General features: G+C 70.2%; 18 protein-coding genes. 8 read left to right on the plus strand and 10 right to left on the minus strand.

Going from position 1 to position 17,472, the window contains the following annotated elements; all coding sequences use genetic code 11:
- Positions 1–602: 602 nt before the first annotated feature.
- Both ACGFWI_RS03685 and ACGFWI_RS03690 read right to left on the minus strand, forming a co-directional pair.
- A complete protein-coding gene (locus ACGFWI_RS03685; protein WP_393904256.1) occupies positions 603–827 on the minus strand; it encodes a DUF5326 family protein in 225 nt (74 codons plus the stop codon).
- 226 nt (positions 828–1,053) lie between these two features.
- The gene (locus tag ACGFWI_RS03690) at positions 1,054–1,371 is read right to left on the minus strand and encodes a cupin domain-containing protein (RefSeq protein ID WP_393904257.1); all 318 of its coding nucleotides are present in this window, start codon (positions 1,369–1,371) and stop codon (positions 1,054–1,056) included.
- 49 nt (positions 1,372–1,420) lie between these two features.
- Here ACGFWI_RS03690 and ACGFWI_RS03695 point away from each other — a divergent pair, with 49 nt between their 5' ends.
- From ACGFWI_RS03695 to ACGFWI_RS03715, 5 genes are all read left to right on the plus strand, one after another.
- Entirely contained in the window at positions 1,421–1,798 is a 378-nt protein-coding gene (locus ACGFWI_RS03695) for a phage holin family protein (protein ID WP_393904258.1), read from the plus strand.
- Positions 1,799–1,801: 3 nt separating this feature from the next.
- A complete protein-coding gene (locus ACGFWI_RS03700; protein WP_393904259.1) occupies positions 1,802–2,428 on the plus strand; it encodes a low molecular weight protein-tyrosine-phosphatase in 627 nt (208 codons plus the stop codon).
- Complete coding sequence (locus ACGFWI_RS03705; protein WP_393904260.1) at positions 2,425–3,552, plus strand: cystathionine gamma-lyase; 1,128 nt, start codon at positions 2,425–2,427, stop codon at positions 3,550–3,552. Before ACGFWI_RS03700 ends, ACGFWI_RS03705 begins: the two co-directional genes overlap by 4 nt.
- A 310-nt stretch (positions 3,553–3,862) precedes the next feature.
- The gene (locus ACGFWI_RS03710) at positions 3,863–4,759 is read left to right on the plus strand and encodes a LysR family transcriptional regulator (protein WP_393904261.1); all 897 of its coding nucleotides are present in this window, start codon (positions 3,863–3,865) and stop codon (positions 4,757–4,759) included.
- A gap of 48 nt (positions 4,760–4,807) precedes the next feature.
- The gene (locus ACGFWI_RS03715; RefSeq protein ID WP_393904262.1) at positions 4,808–5,287 is read left to right on the plus strand and encodes an NUDIX domain-containing protein; all 480 of its coding nucleotides are present in this window, start codon (positions 4,808–4,810) and stop codon (positions 5,285–5,287) included.
- A 39-nt stretch (positions 5,288–5,326) separates the two neighbouring features.
- Here ACGFWI_RS03715 and ACGFWI_RS03720 read toward each other — a convergent pair whose 3' ends face one another.
- From ACGFWI_RS03720 to ACGFWI_RS03730, 3 genes are all read right to left on the minus strand, one after another.
- Positions 5,327–6,265: a pyridoxamine 5'-phosphate oxidase family protein gene (locus tag ACGFWI_RS03720; RefSeq protein WP_393904263.1), complete on the minus strand. Its 939-nt coding sequence runs from the start codon at positions 6,263–6,265 to the stop codon at positions 5,327–5,329.
- A 49-nt stretch (positions 6,266–6,314) separates the two neighbouring features.
- On the minus strand, positions 6,315–8,210 hold the full coding sequence (locus ACGFWI_RS03725) for a globin domain-containing protein (RefSeq protein WP_393904264.1): 1,896 nt from the start codon (positions 8,208–8,210) through the stop codon (positions 6,315–6,317).
- A gap of 452 nt (positions 8,211–8,662) precedes the next feature.
- On the minus strand, positions 8,663–9,298 hold the full coding sequence (locus tag ACGFWI_RS03730; RefSeq protein ID WP_393904265.1) for an HAD family hydrolase: 636 nt from the start codon (positions 9,296–9,298) through the stop codon (positions 8,663–8,665).
- Between the two features lie 230 nt (positions 9,299–9,528).
- On the opposite strand from ACGFWI_RS03730, the gene ACGFWI_RS03735 reads away from it, so the two are divergent.
- Positions 9,529–10,086, plus strand: coding sequence for a DUF2269 domain-containing protein (locus ACGFWI_RS03735; protein ID WP_393904365.1), 558 nt, complete (start codon positions 9,529–9,531; stop codon positions 10,084–10,086).
- Between the two features lie 76 nt (positions 10,087–10,162).
- Here the strand turns inward: ACGFWI_RS03735 and ACGFWI_RS03740 are convergent, their stop codons facing one another.
- Positions 10,163–10,609, minus strand: coding sequence for a heme-binding protein (locus tag ACGFWI_RS03740; RefSeq protein WP_393904266.1), 447 nt, complete (start codon positions 10,607–10,609; stop codon positions 10,163–10,165).
- 118 nt (positions 10,610–10,727) lie between these two features.
- The gene (locus ACGFWI_RS03745) at positions 10,728–11,948 is read right to left on the minus strand and encodes an MFS transporter (RefSeq protein ID WP_393904267.1); all 1,221 of its coding nucleotides are present in this window, start codon (positions 11,946–11,948) and stop codon (positions 10,728–10,730) included.
- Between the two features lie 144 nt (positions 11,949–12,092).
- Here ACGFWI_RS03745 and ACGFWI_RS03750 point away from each other — a divergent pair, with 144 nt between their 5' ends.
- The gene (locus ACGFWI_RS03750) at positions 12,093–12,626 is read left to right on the plus strand and encodes a MarR family winged helix-turn-helix transcriptional regulator (RefSeq protein ID WP_393904268.1); all 534 of its coding nucleotides are present in this window, start codon (positions 12,093–12,095) and stop codon (positions 12,624–12,626) included.
- Positions 12,627–12,724: 98 nt separating this feature from the next.
- Positions 12,725–13,177: a GNAT family N-acetyltransferase gene (locus ACGFWI_RS03755; RefSeq protein WP_393904269.1), complete on the plus strand. Its 453-nt coding sequence runs from the start codon at positions 12,725–12,727 to the stop codon at positions 13,175–13,177.
- A gap of 33 nt (positions 13,178–13,210) precedes the next feature.
- Here ACGFWI_RS03755 and ACGFWI_RS03760 read toward each other — a convergent pair whose 3' ends face one another.
- The 3 genes from ACGFWI_RS03760 to ACGFWI_RS03770 form a co-directional block, all read right to left on the minus strand.
- A complete protein-coding gene (locus tag ACGFWI_RS03760; protein WP_393904270.1) occupies positions 13,211–13,957 on the minus strand; it encodes a TetR/AcrR family transcriptional regulator in 747 nt (248 codons plus the stop codon).
- A 547-nt stretch (positions 13,958–14,504) separates the two neighbouring features.
- Positions 14,505–15,641 (minus strand): pyridoxal-phosphate-dependent aminotransferase family protein, encoded by a 1,137-nt coding sequence (locus ACGFWI_RS03765; protein ID WP_393904366.1) that lies wholly within the window; start codon positions 15,639–15,641, stop codon positions 14,505–14,507.
- A 102-nt stretch (positions 15,642–15,743) separates the two neighbouring features.
- Positions 15,744–17,192, minus strand: a complete 1,449-nt coding sequence (locus ACGFWI_RS03770) for a serine hydrolase domain-containing protein (protein ID WP_393904271.1) — start codon at positions 17,190–17,192, stop codon at positions 15,744–15,746.
- Positions 17,193–17,472: the final 280 nt, after the last annotated feature.

The raw sequence follows: 17,472 nt of genomic DNA on the forward strand, positions 1-17,472 counted from the left end.
ACGCCTCCGCCATTCTTCGTAGTCGGTCTGTAACGGACCGCAATCGATGCAGTTCGCCCACGGACAGAGAAACCGCCGACACCGCGGCGACCGCCTCGACCGGGACCGGGATAGCCGAGAACGCCGTGCCCTGGGCATATTTCTGACACCCGAAAGCCCGGAGGTTGCCACGCACCGTATCCAAACGGTGCGGCAATTCGCCCTCAGATCACACAGAAAAGGGCGATATCGGCTGGACGGTGCGGCGGGCTAGACACTCTTTGTTCGATGCCTCGTCAAACTGCGCGAGCAGACATTGCCCGATCACGTGGGCGGTGCGGCGGCACGGAAGCCGGCCCTTTCCTCCGCCGATGGCTACTCCGGGCCGTCGGCGACCGTCACCGCCTCAATATCACCCTCTCGGTAGACGGCGAAGTAGACGGCGGTACCTACTCCGACCCGTCACGGCCGGCACGTCGGGATCCGGGCCCGTTGCCGGCACCCGACTCCGGGCCGGACGCCGACGGGGGCGGGAGGATCATTTGCCGTTCACGATCGCCAACGCCGACCCCCCGGGTCCGCTCGCAGCGGGCACGGGAGCCGGTCGGTGGGAGGCCTGCGGCCTACCAGTCGCCCTTCGATGAGGACGAGGACGAGCCACTGGTCCTGCGGACGAGATAGATGACTCCGGCGATCAGAGCTGCCGCTATGAGGACCTTGAACAGCACGCTGATCAGGAAGCCGAGCGCCGTGGTGATCAGTCCGCCGAAGACCACGATCAGGACGACGGGCACCACGACCCAGGTGACCCACCACGGAAGTCCTGCGAATATCCCCTTACCAGCCACTGCTCTGCCCTGCTTTCTGTCTGTCGCGCTGTCGTTGTCCGTACCGCGCCATCCGTCTGCTGCGCTGTTGTCGCGGTGGTGTCGCCGTCCGCGTGCGGCGTGTCTGTCGCCTCACACCTCCGGTTCCCCCTGCACCAACGATGCTAGGACGCGGACCGCGGCCGTGGGGGCTTCGCAGCCCCGGCTCTCCCCTGACCCTTCCCCTACGGGTCCCGGGGTCAGACCCTTACCTCTCAGGAGGAGAGAAGACCACCATCACCCGGAGGTCCTCGCTGATGTGATGGAACTTGTGGGGCACCCTGGCCGGCACATAGACCACACTGCCCCGGGCCACGGACTGGGTCTCCGTGCCGACGGTGATCGCCGCCCGGCCGCTGACCACGAGATACACCTCGTCCTGGGCGTGCGGCTGCTGCGGGTCGGTGCTGCCGGCGTCCAGCGCATACAGCCCGACCGACATGTTGCGTTCCCGGAGGAACTGCAGATACGCACCGTCGTTCGCGGCCCGTTCCGCTTCCAGCTCATCCAGTCTGAAAGCCTTCATGCCGATCGCACCCCTCTGATGATTCAGACTCGTCTGCGACGATCTCACCATGAAGCATTTTCTCGTCAAGACGATCGCCAACGCCGCGGCGCTTGCCGTGGCTATCTGGCTGCTCAAGGACATCACGCTCACCGGTGAGAACACCGGCCGCAAAATACTCACCCTGGTCCTCGTCGCGCTGATCTTCGGGCTGGTCAATTTCCTGGTCAAGCCCGTGGTGAAGCTGCTGTCCTTCCCCCTGTTCATCCTCACCCTCGGCCTGATCACGCTGGTCGTGAACGCGCTGATGCTGCTGCTGACCTCCTGGCTCGCCGGCAAGGCCGACCTCGCCTTCCATGTGGACGGCTTCTGGACGGCACTGCTCGGCGGCGTGATCATCTCCATCGTCGCGTGGGCGACGCACGTGATCCTTCCCGACGAGGACTGACCCTTGCCCGTTCCCTTCCGCATCTGCTTCGTCTGCACCGGCAACATCTGCCGGTCGCCGATGGCGGAGTCCGTCTTCCGCGCCCGCCTCGCGGAGGACGGGCTCGACGGCCTGGTCGAGGTCGACAGCGCGGGGACCGGAGGCTGGCACGAGGGCGATGGAGCCGACCCGCGCACGGTCGCCGTGCTGCGCGCGGGCGGCTATGAAAACGCTCACACCGCCCGGCAGTTCCACGCCTCGTGGTTCGACCACCTCGACCTGGTCATTGCGCTCGACTCCGGCCATCTGCGCGAGCTGCGCGACCTGGCCCCGACCGTGCGGGACGCCTCCAAGATCCGCCTGCTGCGCTCGTACGGGACGGGCGCAGCGGCAGAGGCAGGGCCGGGGCCGGTGCCCGGCCGTACGTCCGGCCCCGACCTCCTCCGCGACCTCGACGTTCCCGATCCGTACTACGGCGATTTCGCCGGCTTCGAGGAGTGCCTGGAGATGATCGAGGCGGCGAGCGACGGCCTGCTGGCAGCGGTCCGGGCCGCGATCACGGCCCGCAGCGTGGCCACCGCCCCCGCACCCGGGCATGACACCGGCCGGCACCGAGCGCAGGAACCGCACCAGGAAAAGGAGAGCGCATGACCGGCGACGGCACCCGCGCCGTACGCGCCGGGCTTCCGGAGCCCGAGGCCTATGAGCCGCCCCTCCCTGGTCCGGTGTTCGCGGCGCACTACCACCTCCCCGGCGATGCGGTCGGCCCGTATACCTACGGCCGCGACGCCAACCCGACCTGGACCCGTCTGGAACAGGCCATCGGCGAGCTCGAATCACCGGATGAAAGCACCCATACCGTCGCCTTCGCCTCCGGAATGGCAGCGATCACCGCCGTCCTCTTCTCCCAGCTGCGCACCGGCGACGCCGTGGTGCTCCCCAGCGACGGATACCAGCTGCTGCCGGCCGTCCGCACCCGTCTGGAGAGCTATGGCATCGAGGTCCGTACCGCTCCGACCGCACACGACGCACAGCTCGATGTGCTGGACGGCGCCCGGCTGCTGTGGATCGAAACACCCTCCAACCCCGGCCTCGATGTCTGCGATATCCGGCGGCTGGCCGACGAAGCACACCGCCGCGGCGCGCTGGTGGCCGTCGACAACACCCTCGCCACCCCGCTCGGCCAGCGGCCGCTCGACCTCGGGGCGGACTTCTCGGTCGCCAGTGGCACCAAGGCGCTGACCGGCCACGGCGATGTCCTGCTGGGGTATGCCAGCACCCGCGATGCCGCGCTGGCCGATTCCGTACGGCTGTGGCGCAAGACGGTGGGCGCGATCCCCGGCCCGATGGAGAGCTGGCTCGCGCATCGTTCGCTGGCCACCCTCGCGCTGCGCGTCCGCCAGCAGTCGGAGGGTGCGCTGGCGCTGGCCACGGCGCTGGCCGACCGTCCCGAGGTCACCGGCCTGCGTCACCCGGGCCTCCCGTCCGACCCGTCCCACGAGCTCGCCGCCCGGCAGATGCGCCCGGGCCGTTTCGGCTCCGTGGTGTCCTTTGTGCTGCCCGACAAGGCCTACGCGGAGCGCTTCATGGACGCGCTGACCTTGGTGGACGATGCCACGAGTTTCGGGGGCGTACGGTCCAGCGCCGAGCGACGCGCCCGCTGGGGCGGTGACGCCGTGCCGGAGGGCTTCATCCGCTTCTCGGTCGGCGTCGAGGAGCCGGAGGATCTGGTCGCGGATGTCATCCGGGCACTGGTCGCGGCCGCACAGAACTGAGCGGATGACCGGGATGAAGCGAAGCAGGAGAACGCGTCGAACAAGCGGCGCGTGCCCCACACCCGCGCACGGGAAGTGGCATGAGGTCGGCCGGCAGGGTATCCCCCCTCGTCACCCTGCCGGCCTGCGGTTTCCACATGGCCCCGAGTCCACGCGTTTCACGTGAAACCAGATGTTCCACGTGAAACGAACCGCTCGAACAAGGCTAGTTGACTGAGCGTCATTGTCCAATCACGCTAGCGACACAGCCCTATCGACAAATTTATAGTTGGCCCGCGACCAGGCTTCCGAGAGGCGCAGGAGGTACGCGATGGATCTGGCTCTGCTGCGCACCTTCGTCACAGTGCACCGAGCCGGCTCCTTCACCCGCGCCGCGGCGCTGCTCGGCCTCTCCCAGCCCGCGGTGACCAGCCAAATCCGGGCACTGGAACGCCAGTTGGGCCGCCCTCTCTTCCTCCGCTACGCCCGTGGCGTCACCCCCACCACCATCGGCGATGAACTCGCCCACAAAGTCGCACCGCACCTGGACGCGCTCACCGAGATCACACAGGCCGGCCTGGACCGGGACTCCATCACCCGCACTCTCCATCTCGCCGGACCCCCGGAGTTCCTCGCCGAGCGCGCGCTCCCGGCGCTGACCCCGCTGATCGCCCAGGGCCTGTCCATACGCACCGCCTTCGGCCCCGCGGAGGAGCTGCTGACCGGCCTGGCCGCCGGCCACCACGATCTGGCCGTCACCACCACCCGGCCGCGCGGCGGGCTGTTGACCGCCACCCCGCTCTGCGACGAGGAGCATGTACTGATCGCCGCCCCGCACTGGGCCGCCGAGCTGGGAGGCAGCACGGTGCTGCAGGCCGGGGGAGTCCGCGTGCTGGACCCCGTGCCGCTCATCGAGGTCCACGAAAGCCTGCCGCTGATCGCCCGTTACTGGTCCGCGGTCTTCGACGCCAAGCCCGCCGCGTCAGCCGCCGTGATCGCTGCGGACCTCAGGGCGGTGCTGTCCTGCGTGACGGCCGGCGCGGGGCTGGCCGTGCTGCCCCGCTATCTGTGCGCCGGAGCACTGGAAAGCGGAGCCGTCGTGGCCCTGCTCGACCCGCCGGTGCCCCCGCTGCGGACATACTTCCTGGCCGTACGGACCGGGACGCTCGGTCTGCCGCATATTGCCCGGGCGCATGAGTGGCTGCTGCGAACCGCTGTCGACTGGTGACCGAGGGGCGTGGGTTTCACCGGGCCGTGACTGCGGCATCTGTCCCCTATGAACGTACGGCCAGTCGTCAAACGCACCGCCCGCGCGATTCTGCTCGACGGCGCGGACCTCGTTCTGATCAAGCGCACCAAGCCGGGCCGGGCCCCGTACTGGATCACTCCGGGCGGCGGCGTGGAGCCCGAGGACGCCACCGTCATCGACGCTCTCCACCGTGAACTGGACGAAGAGCTGGGCGCGAAGATCAAGGACGTGGTGCCGGTCTTCGTCGACACCGTCGAGCACTTCAGCGACGGCGGGGTGGACGGCGTGAAGGTCCAGCACTTCTTCGTCTGCCGGCTCGACTCGATGGACCTCTCACGCCGGCACGGCCCCGAGGTGGAGGAACCCTGCGGGGAGTACGAGATCGTGCGGGTCCCCTTCACCCGTGTCGGCATCGCCTCCGTCGAGGTCGTACCGCTGTCGCTGCGGCACTACCTCGACGGCAACATCGAGGGCGTGTGGGCCATGCACGCCCCCGATCTGGGCTGAGCGGAGCCCGCAGTGCCCGCCCCGGAGGCGGGCGCCGGGTCAGCCGTCGCGCCGGTCGAACCATCCGCGGAATGCGGGACCGTCCTCCGCGGACCGACGGGGCTGGGCACGGGCGAGCACTCGCTCGACCCGGTCGAGGAACTCCGCGTTCAGCTCCTCCACGAAGTCGTCCCGGCCCGGGACAGGGGGCGCGCCGGGGTACGCGGCACCGACCCGTGGGGCAGGGGCCGTGCCGCCCCCGTACGCCGGATCGCTGCCGTACGCCGGAGCCGCACCCTGATACACCGCGTCGTCCGTGTCCTCGTGCAGTCCGCCCCGAAGGTGCTCGTTCTTGCGCTCCGCGCGCCGGAAGGGCGGCCGCTGACCCGCCTCCGCCGCCGAGCCGAAGAAGTCGCCGCCCTTGCGCTTGACGTCGTCGGTGCCCCAGGCCCGCGCGCCGCGCTGCTGCGCCGGGATCTTCTGGAGATGTGGAATGTGCTTGGCGCAGTGGATGTACGCCTCTTCGACCTCGACGGTGACCCACAGTTGGGCCCGCCGGCCGGGGACCGGGTCGACCGGCAGACCGGAGTGGTGCGCCCGCATTTCCTCGTCCATGACGACCCGCGCCCGGCCGTTGATATGCAGCCCGATGCGGTCGCGGGTGAAGTCGACCATCAGGATGCCCAGGCGCGGGTTCTCCGAGATATTGCCGATGGACGCCATGACACCGTTGCCACGGTATTCCGGGTACGCCAGCGTCCGGGCGTCGAGCACCTGGACGAACCCCGGCGGTCCGGCCCGGAACGTCGCATCGCATTCGCCGTGCCGGTCGGCCGTTGCCAGGAAGAACATCTCCTGCCGGGCCGCGAACTCCTGCATACGGACGTTCAGATGGTCCAGGACCTGGTCCCCGTAGAATCGATCGGCGCGCTCGGTCGTACCGAGCCTCTGCTGCACCAAGTGCTCGCCGTCGCTTCCGGGGCGCTCTTGCCGTGGCATGCCCCACCCCTCCCCTGTCGGACCGAATTCGACCTGTGCTGCCAAGACCTCAATCTCCTGCCGAGACCAGCTCTGCCACGGAGTCGTGCCGGATGCGCTCGGTCGGGATGCCGACCCCCACCAAAGCGTCCACACCGCTGCGGATCAACCCCGGCGGCCCGGAAAGATACGCGTCGTATTCCCGGAATGGCCCATATTGCCGCACTGCGTCCGGGAGTTGACCGGTTTCGCTGCTCGTTCCGCCGCGGGCCGCGGGTCCGTTGGCGACGACGGGACGGACGGAGAGCCAGGGGTGGGTCTGTTCCAGGCGCAGCATGGTGTCGAGGTCGTAGAGGTCGTGGTCGCTGCGGGCGCCGTAGAACACCTCGACGGGGCGCCGGACGCCGTGTTCCGCGACGTCCTCCACCAGCGCCTTGATGGGGGCGATGCCGGTGCCGCCGCCGACGCACAGCAGACCGCTGCGCGTGCTGTGGTCGACCGTCATCGAGCCGCCGGGGGCACCGAGCCGGATGACATCGCCGGGGCGGGCGCGGTGGACCATCGCGTTGGAGACCCAGCCGGCCGGGACCGCCTTGACGTGGAAGGAGAGCAGGCCGTCGGAACGCGGTGCGGAGGCGAAGGAGTAGTGCCGCCAGACCCGTGGCCACCAGGGGGTTTCCACGCTGGCGTACTGCCCCGCGAGGAACGGGTAGGGCTGGTCCGGGCGGACCAGCACCACCGCGATATCGGGCGTACGCAGCTCGTGTGAGACGACCTCGGCCTGCCACCAGGCGGGCGCGACGGCCTCGTCCTCGGCAGCTGCATCGATCATGATCTGCGAGATCGCGGTGTAGGCCCGCACCCATGCGGCCTGGGCCTCCGGTCCCCAACTGGACGTCGCATAGCGCGCGAGCGCGTTGAGCAGGCATTCGCCGACCGCCGGGTAGTGGTCGGGCTGGGTGCCGTATTTGCGGTGCCCACGGCCGAGGTTCGCGAGGTAGGCGGTGAGCACATCGGCGTCGTCGACGTGCTGGGCGGCGGTGAGCAGCGCCTTGAACAGCCGGTCGCGCTGGGTGTCCATCGAGGCGGGAAACAGCGCCCGCAGATCGGGGTACTGGACGAAGAGCAGCGCGTAGAAGTACGAGGTGACCTTGTCGGCCACGGGCTCGATTTCCGCCATGGTTCGACGGATGAGGATCGCGTCGGGGGAGGCAGGTGTTGCGGAAGAGGCCGAGGCTTGCAGAGCGCCGAGAGAGGGCTCCGGGGCGGGGGCGGTGGGACGCGCCTTGGGGGTGAAGGCGGAGGGCGCGGGGGCGGGAGCCTGATTCTGGGCGGCCGGTTCCGTGGCAGGAGCGGCGCCGGTGGGAGCACTTCCCTCGGGCGCTCGCGTGGCGCGCGCCGATTCGTGTACGGGCTCGGGCTCCCGGCCCCGGACGGGTTCGCGCTCCCGGTCCGAGGGGCGGTCCGCGGGCGGCTCACCACCCCAGGCGGGCTCGGCCTCGCGGCGCGGCGGTGCGGAGGCCGGGGCGGCGTACCCGGGGGCTGCGGCGGGCTGCCCGGAGTAAGCAGCCGCGGCGGGCTGCTCGGGATAGCCGGCTGCCGCGGACGGCCGGCCCGCTTCGTGCCGCGACGGAGGAACCTGCGACGGCTCCGTCTCGCGTTCACGCGTGGCGGCGGTGCCTACCGGCCGGATCGGATTGACCGGCCGACTGGGTATCTGTTCCCGGTCGTTCCGTTCATCTCTCTCGTTCCACTCATGGTGGTCTCTGCGGTCGCCGCGGTCGCGGTGTTCACTCCGGTCGTCCGGTTCCGCCGGGACGTCCTGGTTCTGCTGCCGGTCCTGGCTGTTTTGCCGCTCCTGCTGTTCTCCGGAGGACTTCTTCGCCGGCGGAGTGAACCAACCCCAATCGCCACTGCTCCCGCCGGAAGAACCGCTATCGGCCGACGTGGTGGTCGGAGCGTCCATGGTCTGCCTCGCCTCGAACGTCTTTCGGTTGTCTTCGCACTTCCGTGGATCGGAACTGCCCGGAATTCCCCCGCCCTGCCCCGGAATTCTTCATCGACTCAAGCGATTCCGGCAACACCCTCCAAAGCGGACAAATCTCACTCCCTTGCGACAATGCGGATCAGATGCCGCGTCAGCAGCATGTCGCTCCTGCTCATCACATCGGACAAATAGTCGGAAGTCCGGGTGCCGAGGGCCGCTTCGCCGCTAGGCTGACGAGCTTTGAGCTCGTCCTTCGCGCACCCGCGGAACCCCTACCTCCGCCAAGCCGGACTCGACCATACCGGCAGCAGTTGAAACCACAAGCCCTGATCTTGGAACACTCCGCGCGGCCCCGCCAATAACAGTGATCCTCCCCACAGACTGCATTTTCAGCGCACACAGCGGACGAATCCGCCGGAGAAACTTCGGAATTACTGGCCAGTACGCACCAGTGCGTATGCCTCACGCAGATCACCGCCCGCGTACGCATATGAGGCCAGCCCACTGACATGGTGATCCGCATTCACGGCCACCGACTGCGGAACTGCCGCGAACAGTTCGGTGTCCGACATGGAGTCGCCGTATGCCACACAGTCGGCTCGGGTCAGCCCGTACTGCACACAGAGTTCATCCGCGATCCGTACCTTCGCCGCCGACGAGAGGATGCCGGCCGGATCCACCGCCTCCCGGATCGGCAACACGGGCCAACGGGAACCGTGCGCTGCGTCGGCGCCCCAGGCCAGCAGCCGTTCGACGAAGAAGCCCGGCGAGAGAGAAATCACCGCGCACTGTTCGCCGCGCGCCCGGATATCCGCCCAGACTTCCCGGATACCGGTCAGCCAGGGCGCGCCGTCAAAAGCCGCGGCCACCGTGAGTTCGGTCAACTCTGCGCCCCATAGATCGCATGCCCGCTGCGCGAACTGCGGGGGAGTCAGTTCACCCGCGGCAAATCCGCGTTCCAGCTCGGCGATCTCCCGGTCCAGCCCGAGCTGTCGGGAGATCTCCATGGCGGCCGCGGACCCATGGAGCAGAGTCCCGTCCATGTCGAACAGATGCAGCTTGCCCATGCCCCGGAGCCTAGGAGGCCCGGGGCCGGCAGGCGAGAGCGGGACCGTACGAGGGTGCGAGCGGGGCACGGTTCCCGGTACCGGGAGAGCGGGCGACCGGCCCGTACGGGCGGTCGCCCGGGGACCGGGGGTGGCGGGCACCGCACTTCGGGACGTACTCAAGCCCGCGTACGCGCGGATACTCCCGCCGGCAGATGTACCGCGGGGCACGGAGCGCCACCGTGGAAACCATGCAGCAGCTCAGCCGACCCGCCCGCCGGGCCCTCCTCGTCCTGCACGTCGCCGTCTCCGTCAGCTGGCTCGGTCTCACCGTCGGGCTGCTCACGCTCAGCATCACCGGCTACACGACCGGCTCCCCCGACATGGCCGGCGTCGCCTACCGGGCCATGAAGATCTTCGGTGACTGGCTGGTCCTCCCCGTCGCCCTGGTCTCGCTGGTCAGCGGACTGGTGCTGTCGCTGCGCACCGCCTGGGGGCTGGCCAGGCACCGCTGGGTCTACGTCAAGTTCTGGCTGACGCTCATCACCGTGCTGCTGTCGGTCTTCTCACTCCGCCCCGGCATCAACCAGCTCGCCGCCGAGGCCGCCGCGGGCACCCCGACCCCGGACATCAACCTCGTCGTCGCGCCCGCGGTCGCCACGGCCACCTACCTCTTCATCACCGCGATCTCCGTCCTCAAGCCCTGGGGACTCACCCAACGCGGCAGCCGACTGCGCGAGGCGCAGTCGGCCGAGGCCCGCGCCGGCCGGTCGCGAAGGAGCGGCATCAAGGGCGCGGGCATCCGCTAGGGCGTGTCCGCAAGGTCCCGTCGTTCGCCCACAGGCCGGGCGGGACTTTGCGGACACGCCCCAGGGCCGGGCGCCGTCAGGCGAGGCCGGCCTCCGCTGTCGCCCCGGTGACGATCCGGTGGTCCTGTTCGGGGGCACCGCCGCCGAAGCCGAGCGCGCCGATCAGCCGGCCGTCCCGGTGGAGCGGCACACCGCCCGCGAGGAACAGCAGCGGCCGGTCCAACGCCGTGGGCAGGGTGTGGAACAGCCCGTCGGGCCGTACGAGCTCGACCAGGTCAGCGGTCGGGGCGTCCAACTGCAGTGCCGTGTACGCCTTGCGGGTGCTGGTCTCCCCCGAGATCAGCACGGCCGCGTCGTCCCGCCGGAAGCCGAGCAGATGCCCGCCCGCATCCAGAACGGTGACGCTGCCCCGGACCCCGAGGCCCTCGGCGGCACGGACGGCGGCGTCGATGAGGCCCTCGGCGTCGCGTGTGGTGAGGGGACGGACGGTGAGGGTGAGCGTGTCAGGGGTGGTGGGGCTCATGAGGAGTCTTCCTTGGGGGTGAAGTGGTGCTGGTGGTGCGTCTTGCGCTGGTTGGTTCTCGGTGGCCGGTGATGCTCGTAGCGCAGATGGCCCGGGGGGCGCGGTACGGCCGGATACCTCAGCCGTGCGCCGCCGCTATGGGCTCGTCGGCAGCCGCGGTGGCTCCGCCGGCGGCCACCACGCGGCCACGGCTCGTCTGACGCCGCTCCAGAACGGAGGCGAATATCGCCACCCCCAGCGCCGCGACGGTCATCAGCGCACCGACCCAGTTGGGCGCGGTGTAGCCGAGGCCGGCCGAGATGACGATCCCGCCGAGCCAAGCGGCCAGCGCATTGCCGAAGTTGAAGGCCGCGATATTGCCGGCCGAGGCGAGGGTGGGCGCCGAGGCCGCCTGGTCCATCACCCGCTTCTGCAGCGGCGGAACGGTGGCGAAGCCGAAGATGCCGATCAGCGCGATGGTGACGATGGCGGCGGTCTTGTTGTGCGCGGTGAAGTTGAACGCCGCCAGCGACAGCGCCAGACCGGTCATCGACACGAACAGCATCGGCATCATGGCGCGGTCGGTGAAGCGACCGGAGATCAGGTTTCCGCCGACCATGCCGAGGCCGAAGATGGCCGTCAGCCAGATCACGGAGGACGGCGCGAAGCCGGTGACCTCGGTCATCATCGAGGCGAGGTAGGTGACGGCCGCGAAGACACCGCCGAAGCCCAGGATCGTCATCAGCATCGCGAGACCGACCTGCGGGTTGCGGAACACCGCGAGTTCGCTGCCCAGGGGAGAGGCCGCCTTCGCCCGCTGCGCGGGGACCAGCTTGACGATGCCCAGCAGGCCGATCACACCGAGCGCGGTAATGGCGTAGAAGGTAGTGCGCCAGTCGGACTGCTGGCTGAGCATGGTGCCGGCCGGTACGCCCACGACATTGGCGATGGTCAGGCCGCTGAACATCAGCGAGATGGCGGTGGCGCGCTTCTCCGGCGCGACGAGGTCGGCGGCGACGAGCGCGCCGATGCCGAAGAACGCGCCGTGCGTGAACGCGGCCACGATCCGCCCGGCGAGCATGATCCCGAAGTTGGGCGCGATGGCCGTGAGCAGGTTGCCCACGATGAACAGGCCCATCAGCAGCATCAGCATCTGCTTGCGGGTGAAGCGCGTGCCGACGGCGGTCATCAGTGGCGCCCCGATGACCACGCCGAGGGCGTAGACGGTGGTCGCGTATCCGGCGAGCGGGATGGAGACACCGAAGCCTGCCGCCATGTCGGGCAGCAGGCCCATGACCGCGAACTCGGTCGTTCCGATCCCAAAGGCACCGATGGCGAGGGCCAGGAGTGCGAGAGGCATGACGGATCCCTTCAAATGATTGCGTCCATCCCTTACAAGCGTCGACAATAATTGCAGACGCGGTTAATTGCAAGCGCTGGATATTTCGCGGGTGTCCTATCCTGGGTGGTGCGCCCATGAGGTGCGCCCTTGAGGAGGTCGTCGATGACGCAGCAGACGCGGGAGAAGCAGGAGACGCAGGAGATGGTGGAGGCACCGCAGCCTTCAGCACCGGCCGCTCCCGGCTGCCCGCCGGCACCCGCCCCAGGACTCGCGCAGGGCTGGTGCGCGCTCTCCGCGCTGCACAGCCGCATCGAGTCCCACATCGAACGTGCCCTGCAGACCGGGCACGAGCTCAGCGTCCGCGAGTTCTCGGTCCTCAATGTGCTCAGCGAGCAGCACGACGGTCCCGGCGGCCATCTGCGGATGCACCAGGTCGCGGACTCCGTCGTCCTCAGCCAGAGCGCCACGACCCGCCTGGTCACGCGGCTCGAGGAGCGGGGGCTGCTCTCGCGCTATCTGTGCCCCGACGACCGGCGCGGCATCTACACCAACGTGACGCTCGATGGCCTCGCGCTCCTGGTGGAGGCCCGGCCCACCCACGACGGGGCGCTGCGCGAAGCCCTCCAGGACGCCGCACAGCGCCCCGAGCTGGCGCCGCTGGTCACCGCCGTCGAGACGCTCGCGCCGCCGGAGTGACGCCGGCGGCGCGAGCTCATGCCAACCGCTGAACGGGCGGCACGCGGCACGGCCGCCTGCCTGCGGCCTCTGCAGTCGCACGGCATAAGGTCGCGCCCATGAGCGATATCGAGATACGCCGCGCGACCGAGGCCGACCTGCCCGCCATCATCGCGATGCTCGCCGACGACTCGTTGGGTGCCGCCCGCGAATCACCGGACGATCTGGCTCCCTACCGAGCCGCGTTCGAGACACTGGCCGCCGACCCGCATCAGCACCAGATCGTGGCGGTCCGCGAGGGGCGGACGGTCGGCACGCTTCAGCTCACGGTCATCCCCGGCCTGTCCCGGCGGGGTGCCACCCGCGCGATCATCGAGGCGGTCCGGGTCCACCGCGACGAGCGCGGCAGCGGCCTCGGCACCCAGCTCATCGAGTGGGCGATCGCGGAATCGCGCACACTCGGCTGCCAGATGGTGCAGCTCACCTCGGACGCGACCCGCATCGACGCGCACCGCTTCTACGAGCGCCTCGGGTTCGAGGCCTCCCACCTGGGCTTCAAGCTCCAGCTCTGAGAGACGCGGCGGCCGGCGCACGGCCTCACCCGATCACGTCTGCCGCGTACGTCCCCGCGTCCGATGCGCCCTCTGCCGGCAGGCACCACCGCAGTAGCGTGCGGGCCGGCCCGTGCGCGCCGTCGCGATGGCCGCGCCACATGCCTCACACCGCGTTGCGTGACGTTTCTCCAACTCCACCGGGAGTTTCGTCACGGCGTGCGGCGGCCGCAGCGCATCACACATCAGCGCCGTCATCCGGCCCGACCGCTCGGCCGCCGCGCCGGTTCCCGCCGTGGCCCGCTCCATCGAAAGGCAGCCCACCAGCAGGGCCCTGAGGTCCGTTATCCCGACGTCCTGCCGTACGGCATCTGCCTCTTGGGCCCTCCCGAGCAGGACCTCCAGCGCATCGTCGAAGTCCTGCCCGACCCCCGGCGACGGCTCGAAACGGCCCGCGCCGGCCGCCTCCAGCGCGTCACACAACGCCTTGTTCCGTGACGCGAGCCGCACCACGGAGGAGAGGAAGCGAAAGAACACCGCGCCGGGGTCCGGTGCCTCGGCCAAGTCCTTGGCGGTGTCGGTGAAAAGCTCGATCCGCTCCACGATCGTCGCCCTGAACAGGGCTTCCTTGGACGGAAAATGGCGGTAGACCGTGCCCGCACCGACGCCCGCACGGCGCGCGATCTCTCCCAGCGGAACCCCCAACCCCCGCTCCTCGAAGGCGAATCGAGCCGCCTGGAGCACCAGCGCCCTGTTGCGCCGCGCATCCGCACGGGAGCGCGTGACACCGCCCTCGATCACCGCCGGACCTCCTGAGAAACGTCGTCACCCGGTGCGCGTGTTCCGTCTTTTCAAACGGGTCGCTCGTTCCGATTCTATGGGAGGGTTCCAGCATGATCGTTCAACGCCTCAGCGACGCGGCGGCCGGGGAAACCGGCCGGCGGCCGACCTCGGTGCAGACATACGAGCCGTCGGCGTGACCGACCCCGCTGCGCTGAGGCCCGCGAGCGACGGCGCCCAAGGCGTCTTCCGCGTCCAGCCTGCCTCCGGAGTCCCGGGCACGCCACCGGACTGCTCCTGACAGGCGACAGACGAGATCACCGCCTGCCGCACTGTCGCCGACGCCGCCTCCCTCGATGCACGGAACCTCGTTCGCCGTCCGCCAACAGCGCCCAACTCCGCTGCAGGTAAAGGAAATTGGAGAACACCGAGCCATCGAGGGCTCATCCGCGGGCATGGGCGTTTCACGTGAAACGACGCCGCGTCCCGACGCACGTGTGGGGTCGCGTTTCACGTGAAACACGACCCCACCACGACGACTCGCCCTACAGCCGGGCGCCGGTTCGCCTCAGCGTGCAACCACCGCATCCCACGCGGCGCCCGCCGCCAGATCCGCAGCCTCGGCGTCCACGGACACACCCAGCGCACGCAGTCCGCCCGCCAGTGCCGCCAGCGAGGCCGTGACCACCGTCCGGTCGGCGGCGCGGCCATAGTGATTCACCCGGATCATCTCCTTGGCCAGCGCGCCCGCCGCGGCCTGCACCGGCACCGCTGCGTCCATCGCGAGCGCCGCGGTCACGATCTCCCGGGCGTCCACTCCCTCAGGCGCACGTAGCGTCGTGGCGGCCGGCGCCGCGTCCTCGTCGCGCACGACGTACGGAACAAGCCCGCCCAGCGCCCGCACACCGGCCCTGGTGGCCGCGGCCGCCGCCCGGTGCCGGGTGATGACGGCATCCAGACCCTCGGCGTCGATACGGTCCGCGGCCTGCTCCAGCGCGAGCATCTCCAGTTGCGCCGGTGCGTGCGGCAGCGCCGTGCGTCCGCCGTCGATCCAGCGCTCCTTCCAGTCCAGCAGCGAGAGGTACGAGCGCCGCGGCGCCTGCTCGTTGGCAGCGATCCGCTCCCACGCACGGGCGCTGACCGACACCGCCGACACCCCGGCAGGTCCCGCCATTGCCTTCTGTCCGCCGATCACACACAGGTCCACGCCCCACTCGTCGGTGAGCAGCGGCTCGGCGCCCACCGATGCGACCGCGTCCAGCATCAGCAGCGCGCCGTGCTCCCGCACCACCGCGCCGATCTCGGCAACGGGGTTGGTGTTGCCGGTGGCCGCCTCCGCGTGCACCAGGCTCACAAAGTCGATCTCGGGGTGCTCCTGCAGCGCATCGGCCACCTGCCCCGGGTCGACCGCACCCGTGAACGGTGCGGTGATGGTGACCACCTCTGCGCCGCAGGAGCGCAGCCAGCCGCCGAACGTCTCGCCGTACGGGCCGGTGATGATGTTGAGCGCGGTGCTGCCGGGCCCCACGGCCGAGCGGATACAGGCCTCCAGGGGCAGCAGCGCCTCGCCCTGCATCGCCACCACATCGCAGCGGGTGTGCATCAGGGCGGCGACCTTGTCCTCGATCCGCGCGAAGTGGGCCGCAGTGAGCGGCGGCAGGTCGAGCAGGTCCGGGGCGGCGGCGTTCGCGGTCGGGTCAGACACGGCAGTCACAGGGCCTTCCAGCGGTAGCGAGCCGACTCGGCGCGGCTCCTGACATCTGGTTCGACTGTACGTCCGCTCCCTAGGCCCCCGCCCGTACGGGCCTCACGCCCTCCAGCCCTCCGGATCCACCCCACCGGGCACCGGTTCCGACGGCTCGTACGGCCCGCGGGTGAACACGAAGGTGCCGAGATCCAGATGGCTGACCGAACCGTCCGGCTCGCGCACCACTCGCAGCGTCTCGCCCGCGTAATAGCCGTCCAGCCCCGTCCAAGTACCGTCCTTCTCGGCCCGGAACCGCGAGGCCCGCCCCGACCCGGACAGCGGTGTGAGCTCCAGCTCGCGCTCACTCCGTAGCCGCAGTGCATGCGGGTTCGCGCCCCAGTACCAGGGCCCGGTCAGCGCCAGCAGTTCCGGATCCAGCGGCCCGGACAGCGGACGCCAGGGCTCGGGGATCCGGGGCTCATGCTCGCTCACGATCCCGGTGAGATCGGCGGCGAGGGCCGCGACCGCCGGGCCCGAGGTGCAGTTGGCGAGCACGACCCCGGCCACGTCCTCCTCGGGATCGGTCCACAATGCCGCCAGAAACCCGGGCATCGAACCGACGTGCCCGGCCAGCAACCGCCCTTCGCGCCGTACGAGCTGAACACCCAGTCCGTACCCCGCATCCCACGCATTCCCCTCCGGCGGTACGGCCGGTGTCCGCATCTCGGCCAGACTCGCCGCACCGAGCACCCGCTCGTCGCCCCGCAGCAGAAACCCCGCCCACCGGCACAGGTCCGCGAGCGTCGACCACAACTGCCCCGCCGGGCCCATCAGACCGGTGTCCTCGGCCGGCTCCGGCAGCACGGCGTCGGCCCACGGGTGGACCGCCCAGCCACTCGCGTGCGGCCTCTCCGGCCGCAGCGTCGTACGCCCCATGCCCAGCCGTTCCAGCACCTCGCTCCGCAGCACCTCACCCCACGGGGTACCGCCTCGCAGCCGTTCGACCAGCGCGCCGAGCAGCGCGTAGCCAAGGTTGGAGTAATGGTGCCGCCGTCCGGCGGGGAGCCGCTGCGGCCGCTCACCGAAGAGGTCGGCCGGATAGGGCCGCAGTGTGCCGGCGGTCCGCTCCCACCACGGCCCTTGTGGCTCGGCCGCCAGCCCCGAGCTGTGCGCCAGCAGTTGAGCGATCGTCGCGTCCGGCACCGGAGTCCCGTCCAGATGCCTGCCGACCGGGTCCTCCAGCCGCAGCAGCCCCTCGTCCCGCAGCCTCAGCACCAGCACGGCGACAAAGGTCTTGGTCAGCGAGCCGATCCGGTACTGCACATCGCGGTGCGGCACCGCCCCCTCCACCGAGCCCCGGGCCGCCGTCCACACCGCCTGTCCCCCGCGGACCACCGCGCCCGTCATGGAGGGCGCCCGCCCCTCGGCCTGCCCGACCGCCAGCCGGCGCAGCAACGCCCGCCGCGTCTGCGGCAACAGCTCCGTGGGCTCTTCAGGCGTAGCCACCGCTCCCGGCCCGTGGCCGGCCGGCCCGGGCTCGTGGGACTCCGTGGACTGTCCGATGGTCATGGCGCTCCTCAACAGCGGATCCGGTTCGGCCGGGCCCCATCCTCGCCGCATCACCGCAGCGCTTCCGCCCCGGTCAACGCGCCCAGTTCGCTCTGCTCGTCCGCCGGCAGCCGGCGCGCCGCATGCAGCATGTGCAGCGCGGACCGCAGCCGTACGCGTCGGTCCGCAGTACGTTCCGCGCCGCATCCCCGGGCCCGTCCAGCACGACCGCGACGTCCACCAGCGGCAGCCCCGCCGCACGCAACTGCCGCAGCTTCACCGCCCGCGCCGCCTGCCCCGC

The organism is Streptomyces sp. NPDC048434, assembly GCF_043200375.1.
GTDB lineage: Bacteria > Actinomycetota > Actinomycetes > Streptomycetales > Streptomycetaceae > Streptomyces.

Excerpts from the sequence above, each read along its gene's own strand:
- ACGFWI_RS03725 (WP_393904264.1), bottom strand. The coding sequence starts at position 8,210 with ATGGACGCTCCGACCACCACGTCGGCCGATAGCGGTTCTTCCGGCGGG.
- ACGFWI_RS03695 (WP_393904258.1), top strand. The coding sequence starts at position 1,421 with ATGAAGCATTTTCTCGTCAAGACGATCGCCAACGCCGCGGCGCTTGCC.
- ACGFWI_RS03735 (WP_393904365.1), top strand. The coding sequence starts at position 9,529 with ATGCAGCAGCTCAGCCGACCCGCCCGCCGGGCCCTCCTCGTCCTGCAC.
- ACGFWI_RS03705 (WP_393904260.1), top strand. The coding sequence starts at position 2,425 with ATGACCGGCGACGGCACCCGCGCCGTACGCGCCGGGCTTCCGGAGCCC.
- ACGFWI_RS03740 (WP_393904266.1), bottom strand. The coding sequence starts at position 10,609 with ATGAGCCCCACCACCCCTGACACGCTCACCCTCACCGTCCGTCCCCTC.
- ACGFWI_RS03730 (WP_393904265.1), bottom strand. The coding sequence starts at position 9,298 with ATGGGCAAGCTGCATCTGTTCGACATGGACGGGACTCTGCTCCATGGG.
- ACGFWI_RS03690 (WP_393904257.1), bottom strand. The coding sequence starts at position 1,371 with ATGAAGGCTTTCAGACTGGATGAGCTGGAAGCGGAACGGGCCGCGAAC.
- ACGFWI_RS03755 (WP_393904269.1), top strand. The coding sequence starts at position 12,725 with ATGAGCGATATCGAGATACGCCGCGCGACCGAGGCCGACCTGCCCGCC.
- ACGFWI_RS03750 (WP_393904268.1), top strand. The coding sequence starts at position 12,093 with ATGACGCAGCAGACGCGGGAGAAGCAGGAGACGCAGGAGATGGTGGAG.
- ACGFWI_RS03710 (WP_393904261.1), top strand. The coding sequence starts at position 3,863 with ATGGATCTGGCTCTGCTGCGCACCTTCGTCACAGTGCACCGAGCCGGC.
- ACGFWI_RS03745 (WP_393904267.1), bottom strand. The coding sequence starts at position 11,948 with ATGCCTCTCGCACTCCTGGCCCTCGCCATCGGTGCCTTTGGGATCGGA.
- ACGFWI_RS03720 (WP_393904263.1), bottom strand. The coding sequence starts at position 6,265 with ATGCCACGGCAAGAGCGCCCCGGAAGCGACGGCGAGCACTTGGTGCAG.
- ACGFWI_RS03770 (WP_393904271.1), bottom strand. The coding sequence starts at position 17,192 with ATGACCATCGGACAGTCCACGGAGTCCCACGAGCCCGGGCCGGCCGGC.
- ACGFWI_RS03715 (WP_393904262.1), top strand. The coding sequence starts at position 4,808 with ATGAACGTACGGCCAGTCGTCAAACGCACCGCCCGCGCGATTCTGCTC.